This window comes from Rhizobium sp. FG96 (assembly GCF_057808655.1).
Genome location: NZ_JBMDIL010000016.1, coordinates 163,527 through 184,587, shown reverse-complemented (window position 1 = coordinate 184,587; position 21,061 = coordinate 163,527). Strand labels below are relative to the sequence as shown.

Genomic DNA, 21,061 nt, shown 5'->3' with positions numbered 1-21,061 from the left:
GAGCGGGGCTTTTCTTTCGATCAGTAGGGGCCGACGCACTGCTGGCGGGGACCGTTATAGGGCTGGAACGTGTTGTCCGATGCCCTGTAGGAGCGATAGCGGCTGTAGCACCAGCGGGTATGCGAGTTGCCGCCGTAGTAGCGCGGCTGCGTGGCAGCGCTCAGCGCACCACCGATGATCGCGCCTGCTGCGAGACCGCCGATGATCGCACCGGCATTGTTGTGGTGGTGGTGATGGTAGTAGCGGCCGCGATAGTAGCGGTTGTTGTAGTAGCGCCTGTTGTTGCCGTGCCACCCATGGCGGATCCAGCGGCGGTCGCGGACCTGTTGCACATCTGAGGCAATGCCGGGCGATGTTATGTCGGGCCTCTGGATTGCCATGACCGGGAAGGCCTGAGCGGGGGCAATGCCTGTAAAACCGGTTACAAGCGAGACGAGTACGATTGCGAGCTTTTTCATGATTTTTCACCTTTCGCCTGTAAAGTCCTGAGGCGAGGGTAAAGTTCCGCAACACTTTGCTTTTGTTTGTATCTTCACGCAAAAGTTAACGCCCTGCTTACTATTTTAAGCAGGTCTCAACCCTGTCGCTTAGGCGTTTGGTCAGATTTCGGTTCGTAATTTAGCACCAGGTAAAGGTCGTCGTTCGGGGCAAGGGAGAACGGACCGATGATTTATGGTGCAGTGTTCATATCCGGGCTGGTTGCCTGCGTGATGATGATCGTGGTGATCGGCCACGAAGCAGAAAAGGCGGATCAGGGAGCGCCCCAATCCGCCGTCTTCGGGCATCAGAATTGATGCTGTCTTATGCCGCCAGGCATTTCAGGAAGCCGTCGACATCGGCTTCCGTCGTGGCGAAGCTGGTCACCAGGCGGATCAGCGTTTCGTTGTCGCCGACAAGTTCCGGCATGGAAACCGGGATCGGCCATTCATAAAATTTCGCACCACGGCTTTCGGCCGTCTTTGCAGCACTCTTGGTGATCACCGCGAACACCTCGTTCGATGCCGTCGGCCAGGCAAGGCGGGCGGAGTTGCTGGCGCCGATGCCGGCACGCAGGTGATCGGCCATGCCGTTCGAATGGCGGGCGAGGCCAAGCCACAGCTCTTCCTCGAAATAGGCATCGAACTGCGCGGCAATGAAGCGCGACTTGGAGAAAAGCTGGGCGGCGCGCTTGCGGATGAACGGCATTTCCTTTGCCTGATCCGGATTGAAGAAGACGATCGCCTCCGCGCACCAGCAGCCATTCTTGGTGCCGCCGAAAGAGAGAATATCGACGCCGCGCTTCCAGGTCATTTCGGCGGGTGTGGCGCCAAGCGCCACGAGCGCATTGGCGAACCGGGCGCCATCCATATGGAGCGGCAGATTGCGCTTCCTGGCGATCGAGGAAATCTCGCCGATCTCCGGCAGCGAATAGACGGTGCCGATCTCGGTCGCCTGGGTGATGGTGACGGCGCTGGCGCGGCCGTGATGCACGGCGTCCTCAGGGTAGCCGGCGATCTTTGCCGAAAGTTGCGCCGGATCGATCTTTCCGAACTCGCCGCTGACGGCAACGAGGCGCGAGGCGTTGGAAAAGAACTCCGGGGCGCCGCATTCATCTTCGATCACATGGGCTTCCGAATGGCAGAAGGTGATGCCGCCGGGGCGCTGGACGCTGGCAAGCGACAGCGAATTGGCAGCTGTGCCGGTCGAGACGAAGAACACGGCGACATCGCGCTCGAAGACTTCGGAAAAGCGGGCCTGGACCTTTTTGTCGAGGTCGCTGTTGCCATAGGCGGCGGCAAAGCCGGTGGAAGCGGAAAGCAGGCGCTGGGCAATGGCTTCGTGAGCGCCGGCCCAGTTATCGGATGCGAAGAACATGAGGAAACCGTTTATCAAATGAAAAGGCGGGGCAAATCCCGGCAGGGACATTACGCCATTGCGGTGAGCGATCAAGGCGCCATTGCAGTGAGCGACAAGGGGCCGCTGGCCGATCCATCACGAAATCTGATTTCGGCAATCAACAAACAAAATAATGCAAAACTGTGTAATTTTATTGCGTACCAAAAATACAGATTGTAATTTTCATTCGGAAGTTCATGTTTTTTTAATTTGATGGTCTTGCGGGCGCCCCAGCCTTCTGTCATAGAACTAGTGAATTAGGGCAGGGTTGCTGTCCTATTTTGGCCTTTATGGCCGAAGAGGCGCCGAGAGTCCTGACGTTTTCAGGCTTTCACGTTATAGTCGCCAGGAGCGCGGGCAATCGGCCCAAGCGGAGGCGGCTGGCAGGCGCGGAGCGCGGCGGATCGCTTTTGGCGGACGCATGCGGCCGGATCTTCACAATGCAACAGCGCTGTCACGCGCCGAACCTAAGATCGGGGACGGTGCATGACGAAAGGCCGCCCGCAGTCCCCGCGGGCTTTGACAGGAGCGAAGACGATGACGAAGAAGACGCCATCCACGAGTTTTGACCAGATTGCTGCAGCCGATGCGCGCGCAACGGCCAAAACGCGCAAATTCGCTTCCGGTCTGCCTGCCAAGCAGGGCCTCTACGATCCGCGCAACGAGCATGATGCCTGCGGCGTCGGCTTCGTTGCCCATATGAAGGGCCAGAAGTCGCATCAGATCGTCAAGGACGGTCTCTTCATTCTCGAGAACCTGACGCATCGCGGTGCCGTCGGCGCCGATCCGCTGATGGGCGATGGCGCCGGTATTCTCGTGCAAATCCCCGACCGCTTCTTCCGCGAGGAGATGGCGAAGCAGGGCATTACCCTGCCGAAGTTCGGCGAGTATGGCATGGGCCATATCTTCATGCCGCGCGACGAGAAGCAGATCGAGCATTTCAAGAAGGTCATCAAGGACGTCATCGTCGAAGAAGGCCAGGTCTTCCTCGGCTTCCGCGATGTGCCCGTCGATAACTCCTCGCTCTCCAAGGCGCCCGAGATCGCCGCCACCGAGCCGCATCACGTCCAGGTCTTCATCGGCGCTGGTAAGGATGCCGCGACCAACGACGAGTTCGAGCGCCGCCTCTTCACGCTCCGCAAGGTGATCTCCAACCGTATCTATGACGAGTTCGACGGCGAGGAGAGCAACTTCTATCCGGTGTCGCTGTCATCGGCGACCGTCGTCTACAAGGGCATGTTCCTGGCCTATCAGGTCGGTGACTACTACAAGGACCTGGCGGACCCGCGCTTCGAATCTGCGGTCGCCCTGGTGCACCAGCGCTTCTCGACCAACACCTTCCCGTCCTGGAAGCTGGCGCATCCGTACCGCATGGTCGCCCATAACGGCGAAATCAACACGCTGCGCGGCAACGTCAACTGGATGGCGGCGCGTCAGGCTTCGGTTTCCTCGCCGCTCTTCGGTGAGGATATCTCCAAGCTCTGGCCGATCTCCTATGAGGGGCAGTCGGATACGGCCTGTTTCGACAACGCGCTCGAGTTCCTCGTGCGCGGCGGCTATTCCATGGCGCATGCCGTGATGATGCTGATCCCGGAAGCCTGGGCCGGCAACCAGTCGATGGCGGCCGAACGCAAGGCATTCTACGAGTATCACGCCGCCCTGATGGAGCCGTGGGACGGCCCGGCTGCCGTTGCCTTCACCGACGGCAAGCAGATCGGCGCGACGCTCGACCGTAACGGCCTGCGCCCGGCCCGCTATCTCGTCACCAACGACGACCGCATCATCCTCGCCTCGGAAGCCGGCACGCTGCCGGTTGCCGAAGAGGATATCGTCCAGAAGTGGCGCCTGCAGCCGGGCAAGATGCTGCTGATCGACATGGAGAAGGGCCGTATCATCTCGGACGAAGAGGTGAAGTCCGAGCTTGCGACCAAGCATCCCTATCGCAGCTGGCTCGATCGCACCCAGCTCATCCTCGAAGACCTGAAGCCGGTCGAGCCCCGTGCGCTTCGTCGCGACGTGTCGCTGCTGAACCGCCAGCAGGCCTTCGGCTACACGACCGAAGACACCCGCATCCTGATGTCGCCGATGGCGACGACGGGCCAGGAAGCCGTCGGCTCGATGGGCACGGATACGCCGATTTCGGCAATGTCCGAGAAGTCGAAGCTGCTCTACACCTATTTCAAGCAGAACTTCGCGCAGGTCACCAACCCGCCGATCGATCCGATCCGCGAAGAGCTGGTCATGAGCCTCGTGTCGTTCATCGGCCCGCGTCCGAACCTGCTCGACCATACCGGCATGGCGAATGCCAAGCGCCTGGAAGTGCGCCAGCCGATCCTGACCAATGGCGATCTCGAAAAGATCCGCTCCATCGGTCACACCGAAGACCGCTTCGACACCAAGACGCTCGACTTCACCTATGACGTCGAGCGCGGCGCCGAAGGCATGCCCGAGATGCTCGATCGCCTCTGTGAGCGCGCCGAAGCTGCGGTCAAGGGCGGCTACAACATCATCGTTCTCTCTGACCGTCAGCTCGGCCCGGACCGTATCGCCATCCCGGCGCTGCTGGCGACCGCTGCCGTCCACCATCACCTGATCCGCAAGGGTCTGCGCACGTCCGTCGGCATCGTCGTCGAAACCGGCGAACCACGCGAAGTGCATCACTTCTGCCTGCTGGCCGGCTACGGCGCCGAAGCGATCAACCCGTATCTCGCCTTCGACACGCTGCTCGACATGCATGCCAAGGGCGAGTTCCCGAAGGAAGTCGATGCCTCGGAAGTCGTCTACCGCTATATCAAGGCTGTCGGTAAGGGCATCCTGAAGGTCATGTCCAAGATGGGCATTTCGACCTATCAGTCCTATTGCGGCGCGCAGATCTTCGATGCGATCGGCCTGCAGCAGGAACTGGTCGACAAGTATTTCTTCGGTACTGCGACGATGATCGAAGGCGTCGATCTCGCGGCGATCGCCGAGGAAACCGTTGCCCGCCACAACTCGGCTTTCGGCAAGGATCCGCTGCTCGCCACGACCCTCGATATCGGCGGCGAATATGCCTACCGCATGCGCGGCGAAAGCCATGCCTGGACGCCGGATGCCGTTGCGACCCTGCAGCACGCCGTTCGCGGCAATGCCGAGGACCGCTACCGTGAATTCGCCGAGATGGTGAACACCTCGGCGCTGCGGATGAACACGATCCGTGGCCTCTTCAACATCAAGAGCGCCGAGCAGCTCGGCCGCAAGCCGGTCTCCATCGACGAGGTCGAGGCTGCTGCCGATATCGTCAAGCGCTTCTCGACGGGCGCCATGTCCTTCGGCTCGATCAGCCGTGAGGCGCATACGACGCTGGCAATCGCCATGAATAGGATCGGCGGCAAGTCGAACACCGGCGAAGGCGGCGAAGAGAGCGACCGCTACATGCCGCTGCCGGATGGTTCGTCCAACCCGGAACGCTCGGCGATCAAGCAGATCGCGTCGGGACGCTTTGGTGTGACCACCGAATATCTCGTCAATGCCGACATGCTGCAGATCAAGGTCGCGCAGGGTGCAAAGCCCGGCGAAGGCGGTCAGCTGCCCGGCCACAAGGTCGATGCGACCGTCGCCAAGACCCGTCACTCCACTCCGGGCGTCGGCCTGATTTCGCCGCCGCCGCACCACGATATCTACTCGATCGAAGATCTGGCGCAGCTGATCTACGACCTGAAGAACGTCAACCCGACGTCTGACGTCTCGGTCAAGCTCGTTTCGGAAGTCGGCGTCGGCACGGTTGCCGCCGGCGTTGCCAAGGCGCGCGCCGACCATATCACGGTCTCCGGCTTCGACGGCGGTACCGGCGCATCGCCGCTGACGTCGCTGAAGCATGCCGGTTCGCCCTGGGAAATCGGCCTTGCCGAGACGCAGCAAACGCTGGTGCTGAACGGCCTTCGTTCACGCATCGCGCTGCAGGTCGATGGCGGCCTGAAGACCGGCCGCGACGTCATCATTGGCGCGCTGCTCGGTGCCGACGAATTCGGCTTTGCGACGGCTCCGCTGATCGCGGCGGGCTGCATCATGATGCGCAAGTGCCACCTGAACACCTGTCCGGTGGGCGTTGCGACGCAGGATCCGGTTCTGCGCAAGCGCTTCAAGGGCACGGCAGAGCACGTCATCAACTACTTCTTCTTCGTCGCCAACGAAGTGCGCGAAATCCTCGCGTCCCTCGGCTTCACCAAGCTCGATGACATCATCGGCGCTTCGGAGCTGCTCGAGAAGGACGAGATGCTGGCGCACTGGAAGGCCAAGGGTCTCGATTTCAGCCGCATCTTCCACAAGGTCGAGGCTGAGAAGGAAGCGACCTACTGGACGACCCGCCAGAAGCATCCGATCGACGACATTCTCGACCGCAAGATGATCGAGCAGGCGCAGCCGGCTCTTACGTCGAAGACCCCGGTTGCCTTCGAAGTCGACATCAAGAATGTCGACCGTTCGGCCGGTGCCATGCTGTCGGGTGAGGTGGCCAAGCGCTACAATCACCGTGGTCTGAAGGAAGACACGATCAACGTGACCCTCAAGGGTACGGCTGGCCAGAGCTTCGGCGCGTTCCTCGCCCGCGGCGTCACCTTCAACCTGATCGGCGACGGCAACGACTATGTCGGCAAGGGTCTCTCGGGCGGCAAGATCATCGTTCGTCCGCCTGAGAATTCGAAGATCGTCGCCGAAGATTCGATCATCGTTGGCAACACCGTTCTCTACGGCGCGACCGAAGGCGAGTGCTACTTCCGCGGTGTCGCGGGCGAGCGCTTCGCGGTTCGTAACTCCGGCGCCATCGCTGTCGTCGAAGGCGTGGGCGACCACGGCTGCGAATACATGACGGGCGGCGTGGTCGTCGTGCTCGGCGCAACGGGCCGCAACTTCGCGGCTGGCATGTCCGGCGGTGTGGCCTACGTTCTCGACGAGAGCGGCGACTTCGCCAAGCGCTGCAACATGGCCATGGTCGAACTCGAGCCGGTTCCGGAAGAGGACGACATGATGGAGAAGCTGCATCATCACGGCGGCGATCTGGCGCACAAGGGACGTGTCGACGTCTCCGGCGACATGACGCGTCACGACGAGGAGCGCCTCTACCAGCTGATCTCCAACCATCTGCACTACACGGGCTCCACCCGCGCCAAGCAGATCCTGGACGCCTGGGCCGACTACCGCCCGAAATTCCGCAAGGTCATGCCGGTCGAGTACCGCCGTGCGCTTGAGGAAATGGAGCGCGCCCGGATGGGGATTGCTGCCGAATAACTTGCAGAGAAGTCCGCCGTGCCGGTGCATGGCGGATGACCGGACTATCTTCAAATGACCCGCGCCGATCGGCGGCAGCATCCTGCTGCTGGTCCGCGCGGATGGATCTCAGGGGATAAGTGCTGATGACGGTCGAAAGAAGCAACCTGCCTCCGAAGTTGAGGCTGATGATGGACAACTGGCCGCAGGCGAGGCGGTCATGAGTGTAAGGGACGAAAATATGGGTAAGGTTACAGGCTTTCTGGAAATCGACCGGCAGGTTGCGAAGTATCAGCCGGCGTCCGATCGTATCCGGCATTTCCGCGAATTCACGATCCCGATGTCGGACCCGGAAGTGCAGAAGCAGGCTGCCCGCTGCATGGACTGTGGCATCCCCTATTGCCACGGTCCGACCGGCTGCCCGGTGCATAACCAGATCCCGGATTGGAACGACCTCGTCTACAACAACAACTGGGAAGCAGCGATCCAGAACCTGCATTCCACCAACAACTTCCCGGAGTTCACCGGCCGCGTCTGCCCGGCGCCCTGCGAGGAAGCCTGCACGCTGAACCTCGAAGATACGCCGGTCGCGATCAAGACGGTCGAACAGGCGATTGCCGACAAGGCCTATGAGCTCGGCTTCATCCGGCCGCAGCCGGCGACGGTTCATACCGGCAAGAAGGTTGCGATCATCGGCTCCGGTCCTGCCGGCATGGCGGCTGCCCAGCAGCTCGGCCGCGCCGGTCACGAGGTTCACCTCTACGAGCGCGAGTCGAAGCCCGGCGGCCTGCTGCGCTACGGTATTCCTGACTTCAAGATGGAGAAGAACTTCATCGATCGCCGCGTCGAGCAGATGAAGGGCGAAGGCGTGACCTTCCACTGTGGCGTCAATGTCGGCGTCGATGTGAAGATGGAGCAGCTGCTCGCCGATTACGACGCCGTTCTTTATTGCGGCGGTTCGGAAACGCCGCGTGAGGCAGGCATTCCGGGCACGGATTTCGCCGGCGTTCACGATGCGATGCCTTACCTCGTGCAGCAGAACAAGCGCGTCGGCCGCGAGAATATCGACAGCGTCGGCTGGCAGGCAGATCCGATCCTCGCCGGTGCCAAGCACGTCGTCGTCGTCGGTGGTGGCGATACCGCGTCGGACTGCGTCGGCACGGCTTTCCGTCAGGGCGCCGTGAAGGTCACCCAGCTCGACATCCGCCCGCAGCCGCCGGAGAAGGAAGACAAGCTCGCCGTCTGGCCGTTCTGGGCCACGAAGATGCGTACCTCCTCCTCGCAGGCCGAAGGCGCGGTGCGCGAGTTTCAGGTCGCGACCCTGGAGTTCATCGGCGAAGACGGCCAGCTCACCGGCGTCAAGTGCTGCGAAGTCGATGAGCGCCGCAAGCCGGTTCCCGGCACGGAGTTCATCATCAAGGCCGATCTCGCTTTCATCGCGATCGGCTTCCGCGGCCCGTTCACCGATAGCGTGCTGAAGGATCTCGACGGCAAGCTGACGCTCAATACCGACCGCCGCGGCTCGACCAACGTCGTTGCCAACGACAGCGACTACAAGACCTCGGTCGACAAGCTCTGGACCGCTGGCGACGTGCGCCGCGGTCAGTCGCTGGTCGTCTGGGCGATCCGGGAAGGCCGCCAGGCCGCCCGCGCCATCGACGAAGCGCTGATGGGTTCGACGGTTCTGCCGCGCTAATCTGCCGGTCCGTCCGGTTTCAGACGAGCCGCTTGCGAGACATCGCAGGCGGCTTATCTATGCCTGCCATGACCTACTCGTTTCGAAAAGCCGTGCCTGAGGATGCCGCCAATGTTGCGGCTCTGGCGATCCAGGTCTGGCTGCATACCTATGCGAAGACAGGCATTCGCCGGGCGATCGCCGACTACGTCCTGCAGCAGTTCATCGAGGAAAACGTCCGGCGCCAGATCGCCTCGGATCCGCAATATTTCATCCTCTGCGAAAGCAAAGGCCATCTCGTCGGCTATCTGCGGCTGGATTTCGAGGCGCCATGCCCTGATGAGCCCGATATCGATACCGAGATCGTCACGCTCTATATTCAGGAGCATTTTCTAGGGAAGGGTCTTGGCGCGAAGCTCCTGGAAGAGGCGGACCGCGTGCTGTCAGCGCGCGGCAAGCGTCATGCCTGGCTTGGGGTCAACCATCAGAACCTCCCGGCAATCCGCTTCTATCAGAAACAGGGGCTTCGGCGGGGCGGCTCGACCTATTTCGAGTTCGAGGGAGAGCAGCACGAGAATTTCATCTACATCCGCTCTGCCGGTTAGCCGTTACTTCGCCGAAACCTGCTTCGGCTCCTTTGCTGGAAGGCGGTAGTCGTCGACGCGCCCGGCGGGAGCCTCTTCGACCATGCCGTCCTGCACCAGCATGTCGCGCGGCGACTTGGTGAGCGAGACCGGCGGTGCCTTGGCGCCGAGCAGTTCGGAGCCGCCGTCGAGATTGGGATCGGAGAGGCTGATCGGCTGCGTATGCGGCACGTTCGGCTCGGGCAGGCCGAGGCTCGGCAGGTTGCTGGTATCGAGGCGCACGAGGTCCGGGCTCGCCTGCGTGCCGAGGATGCGGCGGGCAGGCTTTTCGACATAGAAGGCGACCTTGCGGCGGCCGGCCTGCGTCAGGTTGATGCCGTCGGAGGTGCGCAAGCGCACCTGCTGGCCGTTGATATCGGAACCGGTGACGATGAACTGGCCGCCCTCGTCGACGAAGCCGTCCCAGATGTCGACGAACTCGCCGCCGACGCTTTCCACCTGCTTGCGGTAGAGCTGGTTCATCTGGACCGCGTCCGAGGTCATCGAATCGGAACCGAAGGCGGGAAGACCGACCCAGAGCAGCGGGATCTTGCGGTTGGTCACTTCCCTACCGAAATTCAGTACGCGCTTCTGATACTCGGCATACCAGGCTTCGGTGCGGAATTTCTCCTTGTCGCCGTTGATCGCCATCTGCTGGCGGTCGTTGGCGCCGATCATGACGACGACGATGGCGGGCTTCACCTCGTCCATCATCTTCAGGAGCTGTTCGGGCCAATTGTAATAGTCGTCGCGCACCAGGCCGGAGGAGACATTGCCGCGCGCATCGATGACGACGCCCGGCGAGGTGTTGAATGCATCGGTCATGCCGTCGCCGAGGCCGCTGGCCAGGAAGTCGCCGACGATCAGGATCTTCTGGGCGTTTTCGAGCTTCTGGACCGTCTCCTCTTGCGGAACGACAGGTGCGGGCTTCGGCGCCGATGTTACCGCCTTCGGCTTGGCTGGAGGGCGCTTGCGCTGCGGGCGGGGGCGCTCCACATCCGGCGGCGGCGGATAATCGTCGACATAGGTGCGGCGGCCGAAGAAGAAATCGAGAATCGAGCGGCGCTCGTAGCGCTCCTGCGCATCGGCGAAATGAACGGGCGCGGTTACGCCGAAAGACAGGGCCAACAGCGCGATCGTCGCCGTCCGCCAGCCGGATTTACGCTTGTTGCCCTGTGGTCGCATGGTCATGTCCCGCATCTCGCGGCATTTTCGCATGGAGTGGGCGCGAGCGTCCACTCCGGATAGGATTTATGTCGCGAAATCTTGCCGTCTAGCGGCGCAGCGCGTTGAGCAGCGGAAGCGAGGGCTCGCCGTCGGCCTGCATCCCCAGGCGTTCCTGCACGGCCGAGATGGCGGCCTTCGAGCCGGAGCCGAAATTGCCGTCGACTTCGCCGTTGTAATAGCCGAGCGTCTTCAGGCGCGTCTGCAGCTCGAATTTTTCCTTCACATCGAGCGTGCCGTCCGGGCGCGGCCAGCGCTGCTTCATGCCGCCATAGCCGGCGATCTCGTCGGCGAGCAGGCCAACGGCAAGCGCGTAGCTGTCGGAGGCGTTGTACTTCTTGATGGTGAAGAAGTTGGAGGTCATCAGGAAGCCAGGGCCACCAGCGCCGCCCGGCATCTTCAGGATCGCCTTGGTGCCGGCGTCCTTGAAGCTCTTGCCGTTCGGACGCGTCAGGCCCATGGCCGCCCACTGGGCCAGCGTGTGGGTCTTTCCCGCCTGCTTGGCGGCAGAGGCCGGAACCGAAACTTCGTAGCCCCAGGTCTTGCCGGTTTGCCAGCCGTTCTTGGCAAGCAGGTTGGCCGATGTCGCCAGCGCATCGGGAACCGAATTCCAGATGTCGCGATGGCCGTTGCCGTCGGCGTCGACGGCGTAGAGCAGGTAGCTCGTCGGAATGAACTGCGTGTGGCCCATGGCGCCGGCCCAGGAGCCGGTCATGCCATCGGCGGAGATGTCGCCGTTCTGCAGGATCTTGAGGGCTGCGATCAGCTGCTTCTTGGCGAATTTCGCCCGGCGCTCGTCGGCATAGGCCAGCGTCGCAAGGGCGCGCGGCACGTAATGCAGGCGATCGTCCTTTTCGAGAACGGCGCCGTAGTTCGATTCCATCGACCAGATCGCCAGGATGATCGTCTTGTCGACGCCGAAATGGCGCTCGATGGCGTTCAGAGTCGAGGCATGCTTTGCGGCCATTTTGCGGCCGATCTCGACCGTGTAGGGGTTCACGCGGGAATCCACATAGTCCCAAATCTTGGTTGTGAATTCCGGCTGAAAGGCCGCCTTTTCAAGGACTGTAGGGTCGGGTTCGCTCACACCGGAGAAGGCTTTCCGATAGGTTGCCTTGCTGATGCCATTTTGCGCGGCAGTTTGATAAAAATCCGCGATCCACTTCTGGAACCGCTGGTCGGCAGCCGCGTTATGGGGTGCCAAACCGGCGGACGCGGTCACAACGAGGGCGAGGGCAAGACCACGAAGGGAGTATTTGTGATTTTTGGTCATCGGCAGTCCGTATCCGTCATCTCTGTTACAAGTGCGGCGGAGGGGCATTCCGTCCGGACCCGAGACTACCGGAACGAAGTCAACAAATTCTTTACCATGACAACGTCTTCCCGTCATCATTTGTAAAACAGTAGCGAATTTAGCTTAATTCACCCCAAATAGCTTGAGTTCAAAGCGATAAACCCCCCAGGAGGTTCTACGTGACGCAGCAGAAAAAAGTTCGTAAAGCGGTATTCCCGGTCGCAGGTCTTGGAACCCGGTTCCTTCCAGCGACGAAGGCCGTTCCGAAGGAAATGCTGACCGTCGTCGATAAACCGATCATTCAGTACGTGGTCGACGAGGCTCTGGAAGCCGGTATCGAACATTTCGTTTTCGTCACCGGCCGCAACAAGCACATCATCGAAGACTATTTCGATATCCATTTCGAACTGGAGCAGACGCTGCGCGAGCGCAGCAAGAAGGCGGAAATGACGCTGCTCGAAGCGCAGCTGCCGAAGGCCGGCACCGTCAGCTTCACCCGCCAGCAGGAACCGCTTGGTCTCGGCCACGCCGTCTGGTGCGCCCGCGAGATCGTCGGCGACGAGCCCTTCGCGCTGCTTCTCCCTGACATGATCATGAAGGCCGAAGGCAAGGGCTGCATGAAGGGCATGATCGACCTTTACGGCCAGAGCGGCGGCAACATCATCGCCGTCGAGGAATGCGCTCCGGATCAGGCTCACAAATACGGTATCGTTGGTGTCGGCGATGCGATCGGCGACGGCTTCCGCATCACCGGCATGGTCGAAAAGCCTGCCAAGGGCACGGCGCCCTCGAACTTCTTCATCAACGGCCGCTACATCCTGCAGCCGGAGATCTTCAAGATCCTGGAAACCCAGGAACGCGGCGCCGGCAACGAGATCCAGCTGACCGACGGCATGCTGAAGCTGCTGAAGGATCAGGCCTTCGCCGGCTACCACTTCCGCGGCACGACCTATGACTGCGGCGCCAAGGATGGCTTCATCCTCGCCAACGTCGCCTTCGCGCTCGACCGTGCGGATATCCGCCCGACCGTCGAGGAAGGCTTCAAGGCTTTGCTGAAGGGTCTCTGAAGTCCAAGCATCGGCCCGAAAATCGGAATCGATTTTCGGAAAGCCTGATGCGTAGATTCAAAGAGTTAGAGCGTCCTTTGTGCGTCCATATGGACGCACGGCGCTCTAGCGCTTCAACCGCAAACCGACACCGGCTCGCCATTGCTGCGAGTCGGTGCCTTCATCCCGCGTCGTCAGCTCGTAGCCGACAGTGCTCGTCAGATCGAGATAGCGGTTGATGTTCCAGATCAGACCGGCGCTCGTCGTATAAACGGTCTCGTCGCTGCTTGCTCCGGCCGGATAGTCGCGGAGCGTCACCCCACCCAGAACCGTTGCCTGCAGATTGTCACGCAGCTGATGCGTGATCGTTGTCGACAGGGCATGCGAGACGTAACCGCTCAGGCCCGGCGTGGTGGAGGGCTGAATGCTGGTCTGCAGGTCGAAGCCGACATTGGTGCCGCGCAGCGGCGACCAGACGATATTGGCATCGACGGTTGCCGTATCAATCGAGGACAGACGGTCGTCGTCGAAATTGGCCGTCTCGTAACCGGCGCTGACCTCGCCCTTCAATTTCTCGCCGAGATCGATCTGAACACCGGCCTTGGCGCCGTAGCTGTTGCCGGAGCGCGCATAGCCTGAGCTGTCGTGCGTCTCGTCATAGACGGTCTTGCCGACGGTGCCTTCGATGAAGGGGATGAGCGCCGGGGAGAGCTCGTAGCCGATGCGGGCGCGGAAATTCCCGGCGGTCTGGTCGCGGTCGCTGAGGGAAACAGTCGTGCCGTTCGCCAGCGTCACGTCGGAATAGATCGTCCGGACGACGCCGATTTCCGTCGTGCCGCGCAAGACGCCGAAGTCGCGCTCGATCGAGGCGCCGGTGCTGAATTCCTGGACGTTCGACTGCTCGTCGGCGTCGGAGATGGCGTTCGGATCGTCGGTGTCTTCGCGGTAGAAGCGGTAGCCGCCCTTGAGATGGGCGGTGGTGTCCTCGGGCAGATCGAGGCGCAGATCGCCATCGATCTGGAAGGACGGCTGTTCCTCGCCTTCGCCGCTGATATTCTGCTGCCAGCTGCCCTCGCTGGTGACTCTCAGCTGGTGCAGGCCCCAATCGGAGGTCAGCGTCGCATTGCCGTCGGTCTGCAGGAAGCCGCGGCTTTCCTTGATGCCGTTATCCTTGGTCGTCTCGGTATTGATCGACTGGGTGATTGACGGGCGCAGGATGAAGGTGCCGACGCGGATGCCGTCGGTGTCCTTCTCGGTCAGCGTATCGTCGGCCTTGCGCGGCAGGCGGCGCTCATCGATCGCCGGTTCGCGGGTGTTCAGGCGGCGGATGTCCTCGTCGAGGATCGAGCCGGTTGTTTCGTCGCTCGGCTGCTGGTCTCCGCTTGCCGTGGTGGATACCGTGCCGGTCTGCTGCGTGGTGCCGGTCTGGGTCGCCGTGCCATCGGGGGAGGGAACGCCGGGCTGGCCGGGATCCGGGACGCCGTCGCCATCAAGATCAACGGTTTGCGCCTGCTGATCGCCGGCGTTGCCGCCGGAAGAATATTGGGACGATGATTGATAGGCGGATGTGCCGCTGCCGTAGGTCTGCGCCGACTGCGCGAAGGCGATCTGCGGCAGCGCTGCGGTGAGAAGAACGGCAGACACGGCAAAGCGCGTCGCACGGAGCGGCGTCAAACTGCTCGTATCACGTTCCTTGCCCATTCAGAATCCGCGTGTGGCATGCTTCAACTCGTTACCCGAAAGTAAAGTGTCATAGTTAATCATTCGTTTAGGACGACCGAGGCGGCCTGTGCTTGCGAGCGCGACAACGATGGACAGCCACAGTGAAAAGCGGTAACGCAGGCACATGATGAGAAAAGTCGTCAATCTGATCGAAAACAGCGTGCTGGAGTCCGCGCGGCGGACCATCAGCATCGAGCGGCGCGGCCTTGAAGCCCTTGAGCGGGCGCTCGACGATGGTCTCTCCGGACCCTTCAGTCAGGCCGTCGAGACGATCAGCGCCATCAAGGGGCGCCTCGTGGTAACCGGCGTTGGCAAGAGCGGCCATATCGGCGTCAAGCTCGCGGCGACATTCGCTTCAACGGGCACGCCTGCGTTCTTCGTCCATGCCGCCGAGGCCAACCATGGCGACCTCGGCATGATCGGTGATCAGGACGCGATCATTGCCGTTTCCTGGAGCGGCCAAGCGCCGGAACTGAAGGCGATCCTGAACTACTCCCGCCGCTTCTCGATCCCGCTGATCGCCATTACCTGCGATGAAAAGTCCGTTTTGGGCGAGGCGGCCGATATCGTATTGAAGCTGCCGAAAGAGATGGAAGCTTGTCCGCACGGTCTGGCGCCGACGACATCGGCGATGATGCAGCTGGCGATCGGTGACGCGCTCGCAATGGCGCTGCTCGATGCGCGCGGCTTCACGGCCCGCGACTTCCACGTCTTCCATCCGGGCGGCAAGCTGGGCGCGAGCCTGACTCACGTCTCCGACATCATGCACAAAGGTGACCGTCTGCCGCTGGTGGCGGAGGGTACGCCGATGCAGGATGCGATCAAGGTTCTGTCGAGCAAGCATTTCGGCTGCGTCGGCGTTCTCGACGGCGACGGGAAGCTTTGCGGCATCGTCACCGAAGGCGATATGGCACGCAACCTGTCGCGCAATCTTGCCGAACTGGCAGTCGACGACATCATGACGCGGACGCCGAAGGTGGTGAAGCCGAAGGTGCTTGCGACGGCTGCGCTTGCCTTGCTCGAGGAATATCACATCGGCGCGCTGATCGTCGTCGACGACGACAACCGCCCAGTGGGGCTCGTCCATTTCCACGATCTCTTGCGGATCGGCGTCGCCTGATCAGGCGGCTTCCACCGTCAGGTCGCGCCCGGTGCTGGCGACGACCCTGACGCGGGTGCCGGCCGGCAGGTCCGGTCCCATGACCTGCCAGATCGTATCATCCAGCTTTATCCGGCCGCGGCCTTCAGTGATCGGCTCCGCCAGCGTGGCTGTGCGCCCGACAAGGCTCGCGCCGCGCTGATTGAGAAACGGCTCGTCGGTCGCATCGTGGCGCAGCGTCAGGCGGCGGCCGATAAAGGTCGCGGCGACCGAGAGCGCCGCGAACAGGATGAGCTGTACTTCCCAGACCCAGAAGCCCGCATCCCAGAGCAGCAGCGACAGGATGCCGACGGCAAGCGCCGCCAGCCCGATCCAGACGAGGAAGAAGCCGGGCACGATCATTTCGGCGGCCAGCAGCACGAGGCCGGCTACCCACCAGGTCCAGGGCCCGAGCTCTGCAACGATGCGTGCCAGCATGCGTCAGCGCTCCGGGTTCTGGTTGAAGGGGTTGACGGGCGGCGTGCTGCGCTGCGCTACCTGCCGGGGCGGCTGAGGCGCGGGCGGGGTGCTGCCGTCGCCGAAGACTTCCTTGGCGATGGCGCCGATGCCGCTCAGCGAGCCGATAATGGACGAAGCCTCGATCGGCATCAGCACGACCTTGGAGTTTGGCGCCGAACCGATCGATGTCAGGGCTTCAGTGTATTTCTGCGCCACGAAATAGTTGATCGCCTGGACGTCACCAGCGGCGATCGCCTCGGAGACCATCTTCGTTGCCTTGGCTTCGGCTTCGGCCAGGCGTTCGCGTGCTTCGGCGTTGCGGAAGGCGGCTTCGCGCTGTCCCTCGGCCTGCAGAATGGCCGACTGCTTGGCGCCTTCGGCGCGCAGGATCTGGGCGTTTCGTGAGCCTTCCGCTTCCAGAACCTGAGCGCGCTTCTCGCGCTCGGCTTTCATCTGGCGGGCCATGGCATCGACGAGGTCGCGGGGCGGCTGGATGTCCTTGATCTCGACGCGCGTGACCTTGATGCCCCAGGGATGCACCGCCTCGTCGACGACGCGCAGCAGGCGGTCGTTGATGGCGTCGCGGTTGGAGAGCAGCTCGTCGAGATCCATCGAGCCCATGACCGAGCGGATATTGGTCATGGTCAGGTTGAGAATGGCGTTTTCGAGGTTGGAGACCTGATAGGCGGCCTGTGCGGCGTTCAGCACCTGATAAAAGGACACGGCATCGGCGGAGACCGAGGCGTTGTCCTTGGTGATCACTTCCTGCGTTGGCACATTCAGGACCTGCTCCATCACATTCATCTTCGCGCCGACGCGCTCGATGAAGGGGGTGATCAGGTTGAGGCCGGGCTCCAGCGTGCGCGTATAGCGGCCGAAGCGCTCGATCGTGTAGCGATAGCCCTGCGGCACCGTCTTGATGCCGGCAAACAGCACCAGGATGACGAAGATGACGAGTGCGATGACGACGATGTCGAAGCCGCCCAGGACCATGAAATTCCTCCACCGGTTGTTGCCGGAAAATCCGGCACACATCAAACGTGGAGACTTATCCCGTTATTTGCAACGATCCGCAACAAAAAGCCGCTGTCTGGATCAGACCCAGCCGAGCAGCTCCCGGCGGACCACCTTTTCGAGCACGCGCATGCCGTCCTCGCTGTCGTTGAGACAGGGGATATGGGTGAATTTCTCGCCGCCATTCTCATGGAACGAATGGGCCGCCTGTTCGGCGATTTCTTCCAGCGTTTCCAGACAGTCGGAAACGAAGCCAGGGTTGAGGACGGCGATCTTCTTGACGCCGTCCTGCGCCAGCTTCTCGACGGTCTTGTCGGTATAGGGCTGCAGCCATTCTTCCGGCCCGAAGCGGGACTGGAAGGTGACCATGAACTTTTCCTTCGGCAGCCCCAGGCGCTCGCGCAGCAGGCGTCCGGTCTTCTGGCACTGGCAGTAATAGGGATCGCCCTGCTTGAAGTAGGACATCGGGATGCCGTGGAACGAGGCGAGCACCATCTCCGGCTCCCAATCGAGCGTCGCGAGGTGCTGCTGCACGGAGTTGGCGAGCGCTTCGATATAGGTCTCGTCGTCGTGATACTCAGGGACGGTGCGCACCGCCGGCTGCCAGCGCATGGTCAAGAGCTTCTGGAAGGCCTTGTCGTTGACGGTCGCCGTCGTCGCTGCCGCATATTGCGGATAGAGCGGGAAGAGCACGATGCGGTCGCAGCCCGCCGCCTTCAGGCTGTCGATTTTCGAGGCGATGGAGGGGTTGCCGTAGCGCATCGCCCAGTCGACGACGACATTGGGCAGATCCTTCAGCCGCGCAGCCATCAGTTCTGCCTGGTTGCGGGTGTAGGTGCGCAGGTAGCTCTCGTCCTTTTCCTTGTTCCAGATCAGCTCGTAAGCCTTGCCCACCTTGCTGGGGCGGGTGTTGAGGACGATGCCGAAGAGGATCGGGTACCATTTCCACGGCGACCATTCGATGACGCGCTTGTCGGTCAGGAACTCCCGGAGATAACGCCGCATCGATTTGTAGTCGGTGCCATCGGGCGTGCCGAGATTGACGAGCAGCACTCCCACCTTGCCAAAGCTGACGGGCGGATGGTCCGCCGGGCGGTTCGAAATTTCAGCAGTCATACTGGCCCCAACGCTCATGATGTCTTCGCCCCGCTCATACGCAGCCGGGCTCGGTTGGTTCAACCCTATAAGTAGAAAAGCCGGCCCGGGGAACCCCGGACCGGCTTCGAAGATCGGGACAAATCGTCTTACTTCGCGGGAAGCTTCAGCTCCTCGCCGACCATCAGGCGGCGCGGGTTCGGGCTGCCATTGGCTTCGGAGATCTTCTTCCAGAGTTCGCCATTGCCGTAGAACTGCTTGGCGAGATCCCAGAGCGTGTCACCGGCGGCGATCACATGGCTGGACGGCGTTGCGGCAGCCGGTGCGGAAGCGGCCGGTGCAGCCGGTTCGGCAGACGGTGCCGGTGCCGCCGGAGCAGCGGGTGCAGCCGGAGCAGCGGGTGCAGCAGGCGCGGCCGGGGCAGCAGCGGTGCCGGCTGCAGCGATCTCGGTGACGCGGCCGTCGGTGTAGGGCTTGTAGGGGTTGTGCGCCGTCAGATACTCGACAGTGACGTCGGCAAGATCGGGGCCGAAGTCATAGGCGTTCTTGCCGGCGGTATCAAAGATCGAATAGCCGTCGCCGCCCGCGCGCATGAAGTTGTTGGTGGCAACGCCATAGGTCTTGGCCGGGTCGATCGGCGCGAAGGCATCGCCGGTCTTCACCTGAACATCGCTGACGCGGCTGCCGACGGGCTTCGACTGATCGAAGGTGTATTTCAGGCCGGCGACCTGCGCGAAGCGGCCGGCGCCCTGGTCGATCTGGCTGACGCCGTTCTCCAGCGCCTTGACGACGTCGGCGCCGGTCAGCTGGAACGTCGCCAGCGTGTTCTGGAAGGGCAGGACGGTGATGACTTCGCCCTGGGTGACTTCGCCGCCATCGATGGAGGCACGCAGACCGCCGCCGTTCTGGATGGCGATCTGGACGCCTTGGCTCTTGGTGCGGTCGAGCATCGCGTCAGCGACGAGGTTGCCCATCGAGCATTCCTTGACGCGGCAAACGGTGCGGTCGCCCTCGATCGGGCCTTCCGAGGCACCGATGACCTTCTTGCGGAGGTCTTCGATCGGCTTTGCGAGCTCGGCAATGCGTGCCGTCAGCGCCGGATCGGGCGTGAAGGAGGAGTCGATCAGGATCGGATCGCCCTTGGCGCTCTTGACGACGCCGTTGTCGTCGAAGTCGACGACGAGATCGCCGAGATACTTGCTGTAGGATGCGGCCTGCACGACCGGAACCTTGTAGCCGCCGGGATTGTCCACCATCGTCGGATAGGGGCCTTCGGCTTTCGGATCGGTATTCGACAGCAGGCTGTGCGAGTGGCCGCCGACAACGACGTCGACATCCGGGATCTTGGCGATGAAGGCGAGATCGCGCGGATAGCCGACATGGGTCAGCGCGATGATCTTGTTGATGCCCTGTGCCTTCAGCTCCTGAACGGCTGCGGTGATCGAGGCGACGTCGTCGGCGATCAGCACCTTCGGGCCGGGCGAGGAGAGTTCTTCCGTGTCGTTGGTCACGGCGCCGACGACGCCGATCTTCTGGCCGCCGACATCGAGAACCAGCGACGGCTTGATGCGGTCGCCGAGCTTGGAGCCGTCACCGGCGAGAACGTTGGCGGAGATGACCGGGAACTGAACCTTGTCGAGGAAGGTGGCGAGGCCGTCTTCGCTGTCGTCGAATTCATGGTTGCCGACGGTCATGACGTCGAACTTCATGGCGTTCAGCACTTCGGCTTCGGCCGCGCCCTTGTAGGTCGTGTAGAAGAGCGAGCCCTGGAAATTGTCGCCGGCATTGAGCAGCAGCACGTTCTGGCCTGTGAGAGCCTGGCGGCGCTGGTCAATCGCGGTCTTCAGGCGGGCGGCACCGCCGAAGCATTCCTTCTTGCCTTCTTCCTCGGCAGAGCAGGTGGAATCGAACTTGTTGATCGATTCAATGCGTGAATGGAAATCGTTGATGTGAAGAATATTGAGCTGGTAGTCCGCAAAGGCGGCGCTTGTGCTAAGCGCCAGCATGGATGCCGTCAGCAGACCGAAATTAAAGGATTTCGTCATCCTGTTCTCCTGATTTCCGGCGGCAGCGCTTACCCCTGGCTGTTCCGCCGATCCCTCTTAGCCGTTACCCGGCGCGCCGGATGTTTTCATCAAGCCTGCGCAACCGCAAGCGAAAAGCTGTGCCAGTCCCGGCGCTTTCCAAGTAGCGGTAAACAAAAAAGCTCCCGCGAAGGGGAGCTTTTCATCGTCCGGATTTCGAGCGCAGTTACATGCTGCGCGTCAGCGTGAACTGCGAGCCGGAATCGGCGGTGCAATTCAGCTGGGTCGGGTTGACGAGGGCGCAATTGACCTTCGACTGCGTCTTGCGCACCAGCGAGGTCATGTTGATCTCAACCAGAGACGGACCGGTGTTCACATAGGTACCGGAGGCGAGCAGCTGGTTGCTGTCGGTCGTGCGGGTGGTGAAGGTACCGGCCTGGAAAGTCGAGACGATGCCGTTCGGATCGCGCCATGCGCCTTCGACACCGGCCGGAGCGGCGCTTGTGGCGACAGGCATCGGGCGGGGATCAGAGGAAACACAGGCGGCGAGCGCTGCTGCGGCAGCCGCCAGCGCGGCAATATTTCTCAACTTCATAAGCTTCTCCGGCGATTGACGGCGGACTTTATCCGC

At 62.0% G+C, this 21,061-nt stretch carries 17 protein-coding genes; 7 read left to right on the top strand and 10 right to left on the bottom strand.

Going from position 1 to position 21,061, the window contains the following annotated elements; translation table 11 throughout:
- Positions 1 to 20: 20 nt before the first annotated feature.
- A complete protein-coding gene (locus ACODR6_RS27225; RefSeq protein WP_199629003.1) occupies positions 21 to 458 on the bottom strand; it encodes a BA14K family protein in 438 nt (145 codons plus the stop codon).
- Positions 459 to 665: 207 nt separating this feature from the next.
- Here ACODR6_RS27225 and ACODR6_RS27220 point away from each other — a divergent pair, with 207 nt between their 5' ends.
- Entirely contained in the window at positions 666 to 794 is a 129-nt protein-coding gene (locus ACODR6_RS27220; protein WP_281438203.1) for a hypothetical protein, read from the top strand.
- A 7-nt stretch (positions 795 to 801) separates the two neighbouring features.
- Here ACODR6_RS27220 and ACODR6_RS27215 read toward each other — a convergent pair whose 3' ends face one another.
- Positions 802 to 1,854: a threonine aldolase family protein gene (locus ACODR6_RS27215; RefSeq protein ID WP_489025460.1), complete on the bottom strand. Its 1,053-nt coding sequence runs from the start codon at positions 1,852 to 1,854 to the stop codon at positions 802 to 804.
- Between the two features lie 18 nt (positions 1,855 to 1,872).
- Here ACODR6_RS27215 and ACODR6_RS27210 point away from each other — a divergent pair, with 18 nt between their 5' ends.
- From ACODR6_RS27210 to ACODR6_RS27195, 4 genes are all read left to right on the top strand, one after another.
- A complete protein-coding gene (locus tag ACODR6_RS27210) occupies positions 1,873 to 2,055 on the top strand; it encodes a hypothetical protein (protein ID WP_148194694.1) in 183 nt (60 codons plus the stop codon).
- Between the two features lie 357 nt (positions 2,056 to 2,412).
- Positions 2,413 to 7,137, top strand: a complete 4,725-nt coding sequence (gltB, locus tag ACODR6_RS27205; protein WP_199629005.1) for a glutamate synthase large subunit — start codon at positions 2,413 to 2,415, stop codon at positions 7,135 to 7,137.
- 220 nt (positions 7,138 to 7,357) lie between these two features.
- On the top strand, positions 7,358 to 8,812 hold the full coding sequence (locus tag ACODR6_RS27200) for a glutamate synthase subunit beta (protein WP_112719954.1): 1,455 nt from the start codon (positions 7,358 to 7,360) through the stop codon (positions 8,810 to 8,812).
- A 59-nt stretch (positions 8,813 to 8,871) separates the two neighbouring features.
- Complete coding sequence (locus tag ACODR6_RS27195; protein ID WP_489025458.1) at positions 8,872 to 9,396, top strand: GNAT family N-acetyltransferase; 525 nt, start codon at positions 8,872 to 8,874, stop codon at positions 9,394 to 9,396.
- Between the two features lie 3 nt (positions 9,397 to 9,399).
- Here the strand turns inward: ACODR6_RS27195 and ACODR6_RS27190 are convergent, their stop codons facing one another.
- Together ACODR6_RS27190 and ACODR6_RS27185 are read right to left on the bottom strand one after the other, a co-directional pair.
- Positions 9,400 to 10,605 carry an SGNH/GDSL hydrolase family protein gene (locus tag ACODR6_RS27190; RefSeq protein WP_489025456.1) on the bottom strand — a complete coding sequence of 402 codons (1,206 nt, stop codon included), beginning with the start codon at positions 10,603 to 10,605 and terminating at the stop codon, positions 9,400 to 9,402.
- 82 nt (positions 10,606 to 10,687) lie between these two features.
- A complete protein-coding gene (locus ACODR6_RS27185) occupies positions 10,688 to 11,911 on the bottom strand; it encodes a lytic murein transglycosylase (RefSeq protein WP_112719952.1) in 1,224 nt (407 codons plus the stop codon).
- A gap of 200 nt (positions 11,912 to 12,111) precedes the next feature.
- Here ACODR6_RS27185 and galU point away from each other — a divergent pair, with 200 nt between their 5' ends.
- On the top strand, positions 12,112 to 12,999 hold the full coding sequence (gene galU / locus ACODR6_RS27180; protein ID WP_112719951.1) for a UTP--glucose-1-phosphate uridylyltransferase GalU: 888 nt from the start codon (positions 12,112 to 12,114) through the stop codon (positions 12,997 to 12,999).
- 105 nt (positions 13,000 to 13,104) lie between these two features.
- On the opposite strand, the gene ACODR6_RS27175 is transcribed toward galU, so the two are convergent.
- A complete protein-coding gene (locus ACODR6_RS27175) occupies positions 13,105 to 14,679 on the bottom strand; it encodes an outer membrane beta-barrel protein (RefSeq protein ID WP_489025454.1) in 1,575 nt (524 codons plus the stop codon).
- 145 nt (positions 14,680 to 14,824) lie between these two features.
- On the opposite strand from ACODR6_RS27175, the gene ACODR6_RS27170 reads away from it, so the two are divergent.
- Positions 14,825 to 15,820 carry a KpsF/GutQ family sugar-phosphate isomerase gene (locus ACODR6_RS27170; RefSeq protein WP_112719949.1) on the top strand — a complete coding sequence of 332 codons (996 nt, stop codon included), beginning with the start codon at positions 14,825 to 14,827 and terminating at the stop codon, positions 15,818 to 15,820.
- On the opposite strand, the gene ACODR6_RS27165 is transcribed toward ACODR6_RS27170, so the two are convergent.
- The 5 genes from ACODR6_RS27165 to omp10 form a co-directional block, all read right to left on the bottom strand.
- On the bottom strand, positions 15,821 to 16,276 hold the full coding sequence (locus ACODR6_RS27165; RefSeq protein ID WP_203428033.1) for an NfeD family protein: 456 nt from the start codon (positions 16,274 to 16,276) through the stop codon (positions 15,821 to 15,823).
- A gap of 3 nt (positions 16,277 to 16,279) precedes the next feature.
- Entirely contained in the window at positions 16,280 to 17,290 is a 1,011-nt protein-coding gene (locus ACODR6_RS27160; protein WP_489025452.1) for an SPFH domain-containing protein, read from the bottom strand.
- 102 nt (positions 17,291 to 17,392) lie between these two features.
- Positions 17,393 to 18,427 carry a ferrochelatase gene (gene hemH / locus ACODR6_RS27155; RefSeq protein WP_489025450.1) on the bottom strand — a complete coding sequence of 345 codons (1,035 nt, stop codon included), beginning with the start codon at positions 18,425 to 18,427 and terminating at the stop codon, positions 17,393 to 17,395.
- Positions 18,428 to 18,555: 128 nt separating this feature from the next.
- Positions 18,556 to 20,451, bottom strand: a complete 1,896-nt coding sequence (locus ACODR6_RS27150; RefSeq protein WP_489025449.1) for a 5'-nucleotidase C-terminal domain-containing protein — start codon at positions 20,449 to 20,451, stop codon at positions 18,556 to 18,558.
- Positions 20,452 to 20,656: 205 nt separating this feature from the next.
- Positions 20,657 to 21,025, bottom strand: coding sequence for an outer membrane lipoprotein Omp10 (omp10, locus tag ACODR6_RS27145; RefSeq protein WP_112719944.1), 369 nt, complete (start codon positions 21,023 to 21,025; stop codon positions 20,657 to 20,659).
- Positions 21,026 to 21,061 lie beyond the last annotated feature (36 nt).

What these genes read in the sequence shown, in the direction of transcription:
- ACODR6_RS27225 (WP_199629003.1), bottom strand. Translation starts at nt 458, where the DNA reads ATGAAAAAGCTCGCAATCGTACTCGTCTCGCTTGTAACCGGTTTTACA.
- ACODR6_RS27220 (WP_281438203.1), top strand. Translation starts at nt 666, where the DNA reads ATGATTTATGGTGCAGTGTTCATATCCGGGCTGGTTGCCTGCGTGATG.
- ACODR6_RS27215 (WP_489025460.1), bottom strand. Translation starts at nt 1,854, where the DNA reads ATGTTCTTCGCATCCGATAACTGGGCCGGCGCTCACGAAGCCATTGCC.
- ACODR6_RS27210 (WP_148194694.1), top strand. Translation starts at nt 1,873, where the DNA reads ATGAAAAGGCGGGGCAAATCCCGGCAGGGACATTACGCCATTGCGGTG.
- gltB (WP_199629005.1), top strand. Translation starts at nt 2,413, where the DNA reads ATGACGAAGAAGACGCCATCCACGAGTTTTGACCAGATTGCTGCAGCC.
- ACODR6_RS27200 (WP_112719954.1), top strand. Translation starts at nt 7,358, where the DNA reads ATGGGTAAGGTTACAGGCTTTCTGGAAATCGACCGGCAGGTTGCGAAG.
- ACODR6_RS27195 (WP_489025458.1), top strand. Translation starts at nt 8,872, where the DNA reads ATGCCTGCCATGACCTACTCGTTTCGAAAAGCCGTGCCTGAGGATGCC.
- ACODR6_RS27190 (WP_489025456.1), bottom strand. Translation starts at nt 10,605, where the DNA reads ATGACCATGCGACCACAGGGCAACAAGCGTAAATCCGGCTGGCGGACG.
- ACODR6_RS27185 (WP_112719952.1), bottom strand. Translation starts at nt 11,911, where the DNA reads ATGACCAAAAATCACAAATACTCCCTTCGTGGTCTTGCCCTCGCCCTC.
- ACODR6_RS27175 (WP_489025454.1), bottom strand. Translation starts at nt 14,679, where the DNA reads ATGGGCAAGGAACGTGATACGAGCAGTTTGACGCCGCTCCGTGCGACG.
- ACODR6_RS27170 (WP_112719949.1), top strand. Translation starts at nt 14,825, where the DNA reads ATGATGAGAAAAGTCGTCAATCTGATCGAAAACAGCGTGCTGGAGTCC.
- ACODR6_RS27165 (WP_203428033.1), bottom strand. Translation starts at nt 16,276, where the DNA reads ATGCTGGCACGCATCGTTGCAGAGCTCGGGCCCTGGACCTGGTGGGTA.
- ACODR6_RS27160 (WP_489025452.1), bottom strand. Translation starts at nt 17,290, where the DNA reads ATGGTCCTGGGCGGCTTCGACATCGTCGTCATCGCACTCGTCATCTTC.
- hemH (WP_489025450.1), bottom strand. Translation starts at nt 18,427, where the DNA reads ATGACTGCTGAAATTTCGAACCGCCCGGCGGACCATCCGCCCGTCAGC.
- ACODR6_RS27150 (WP_489025449.1), bottom strand. Translation starts at nt 20,451, where the DNA reads ATGACGAAATCCTTTAATTTCGGTCTGCTGACGGCATCCATGCTGGCG.
- omp10 (WP_112719944.1), bottom strand. Translation starts at nt 21,025, where the DNA reads ATGAAGTTGAGAAATATTGCCGCGCTGGCGGCTGCCGCAGCAGCGCTC.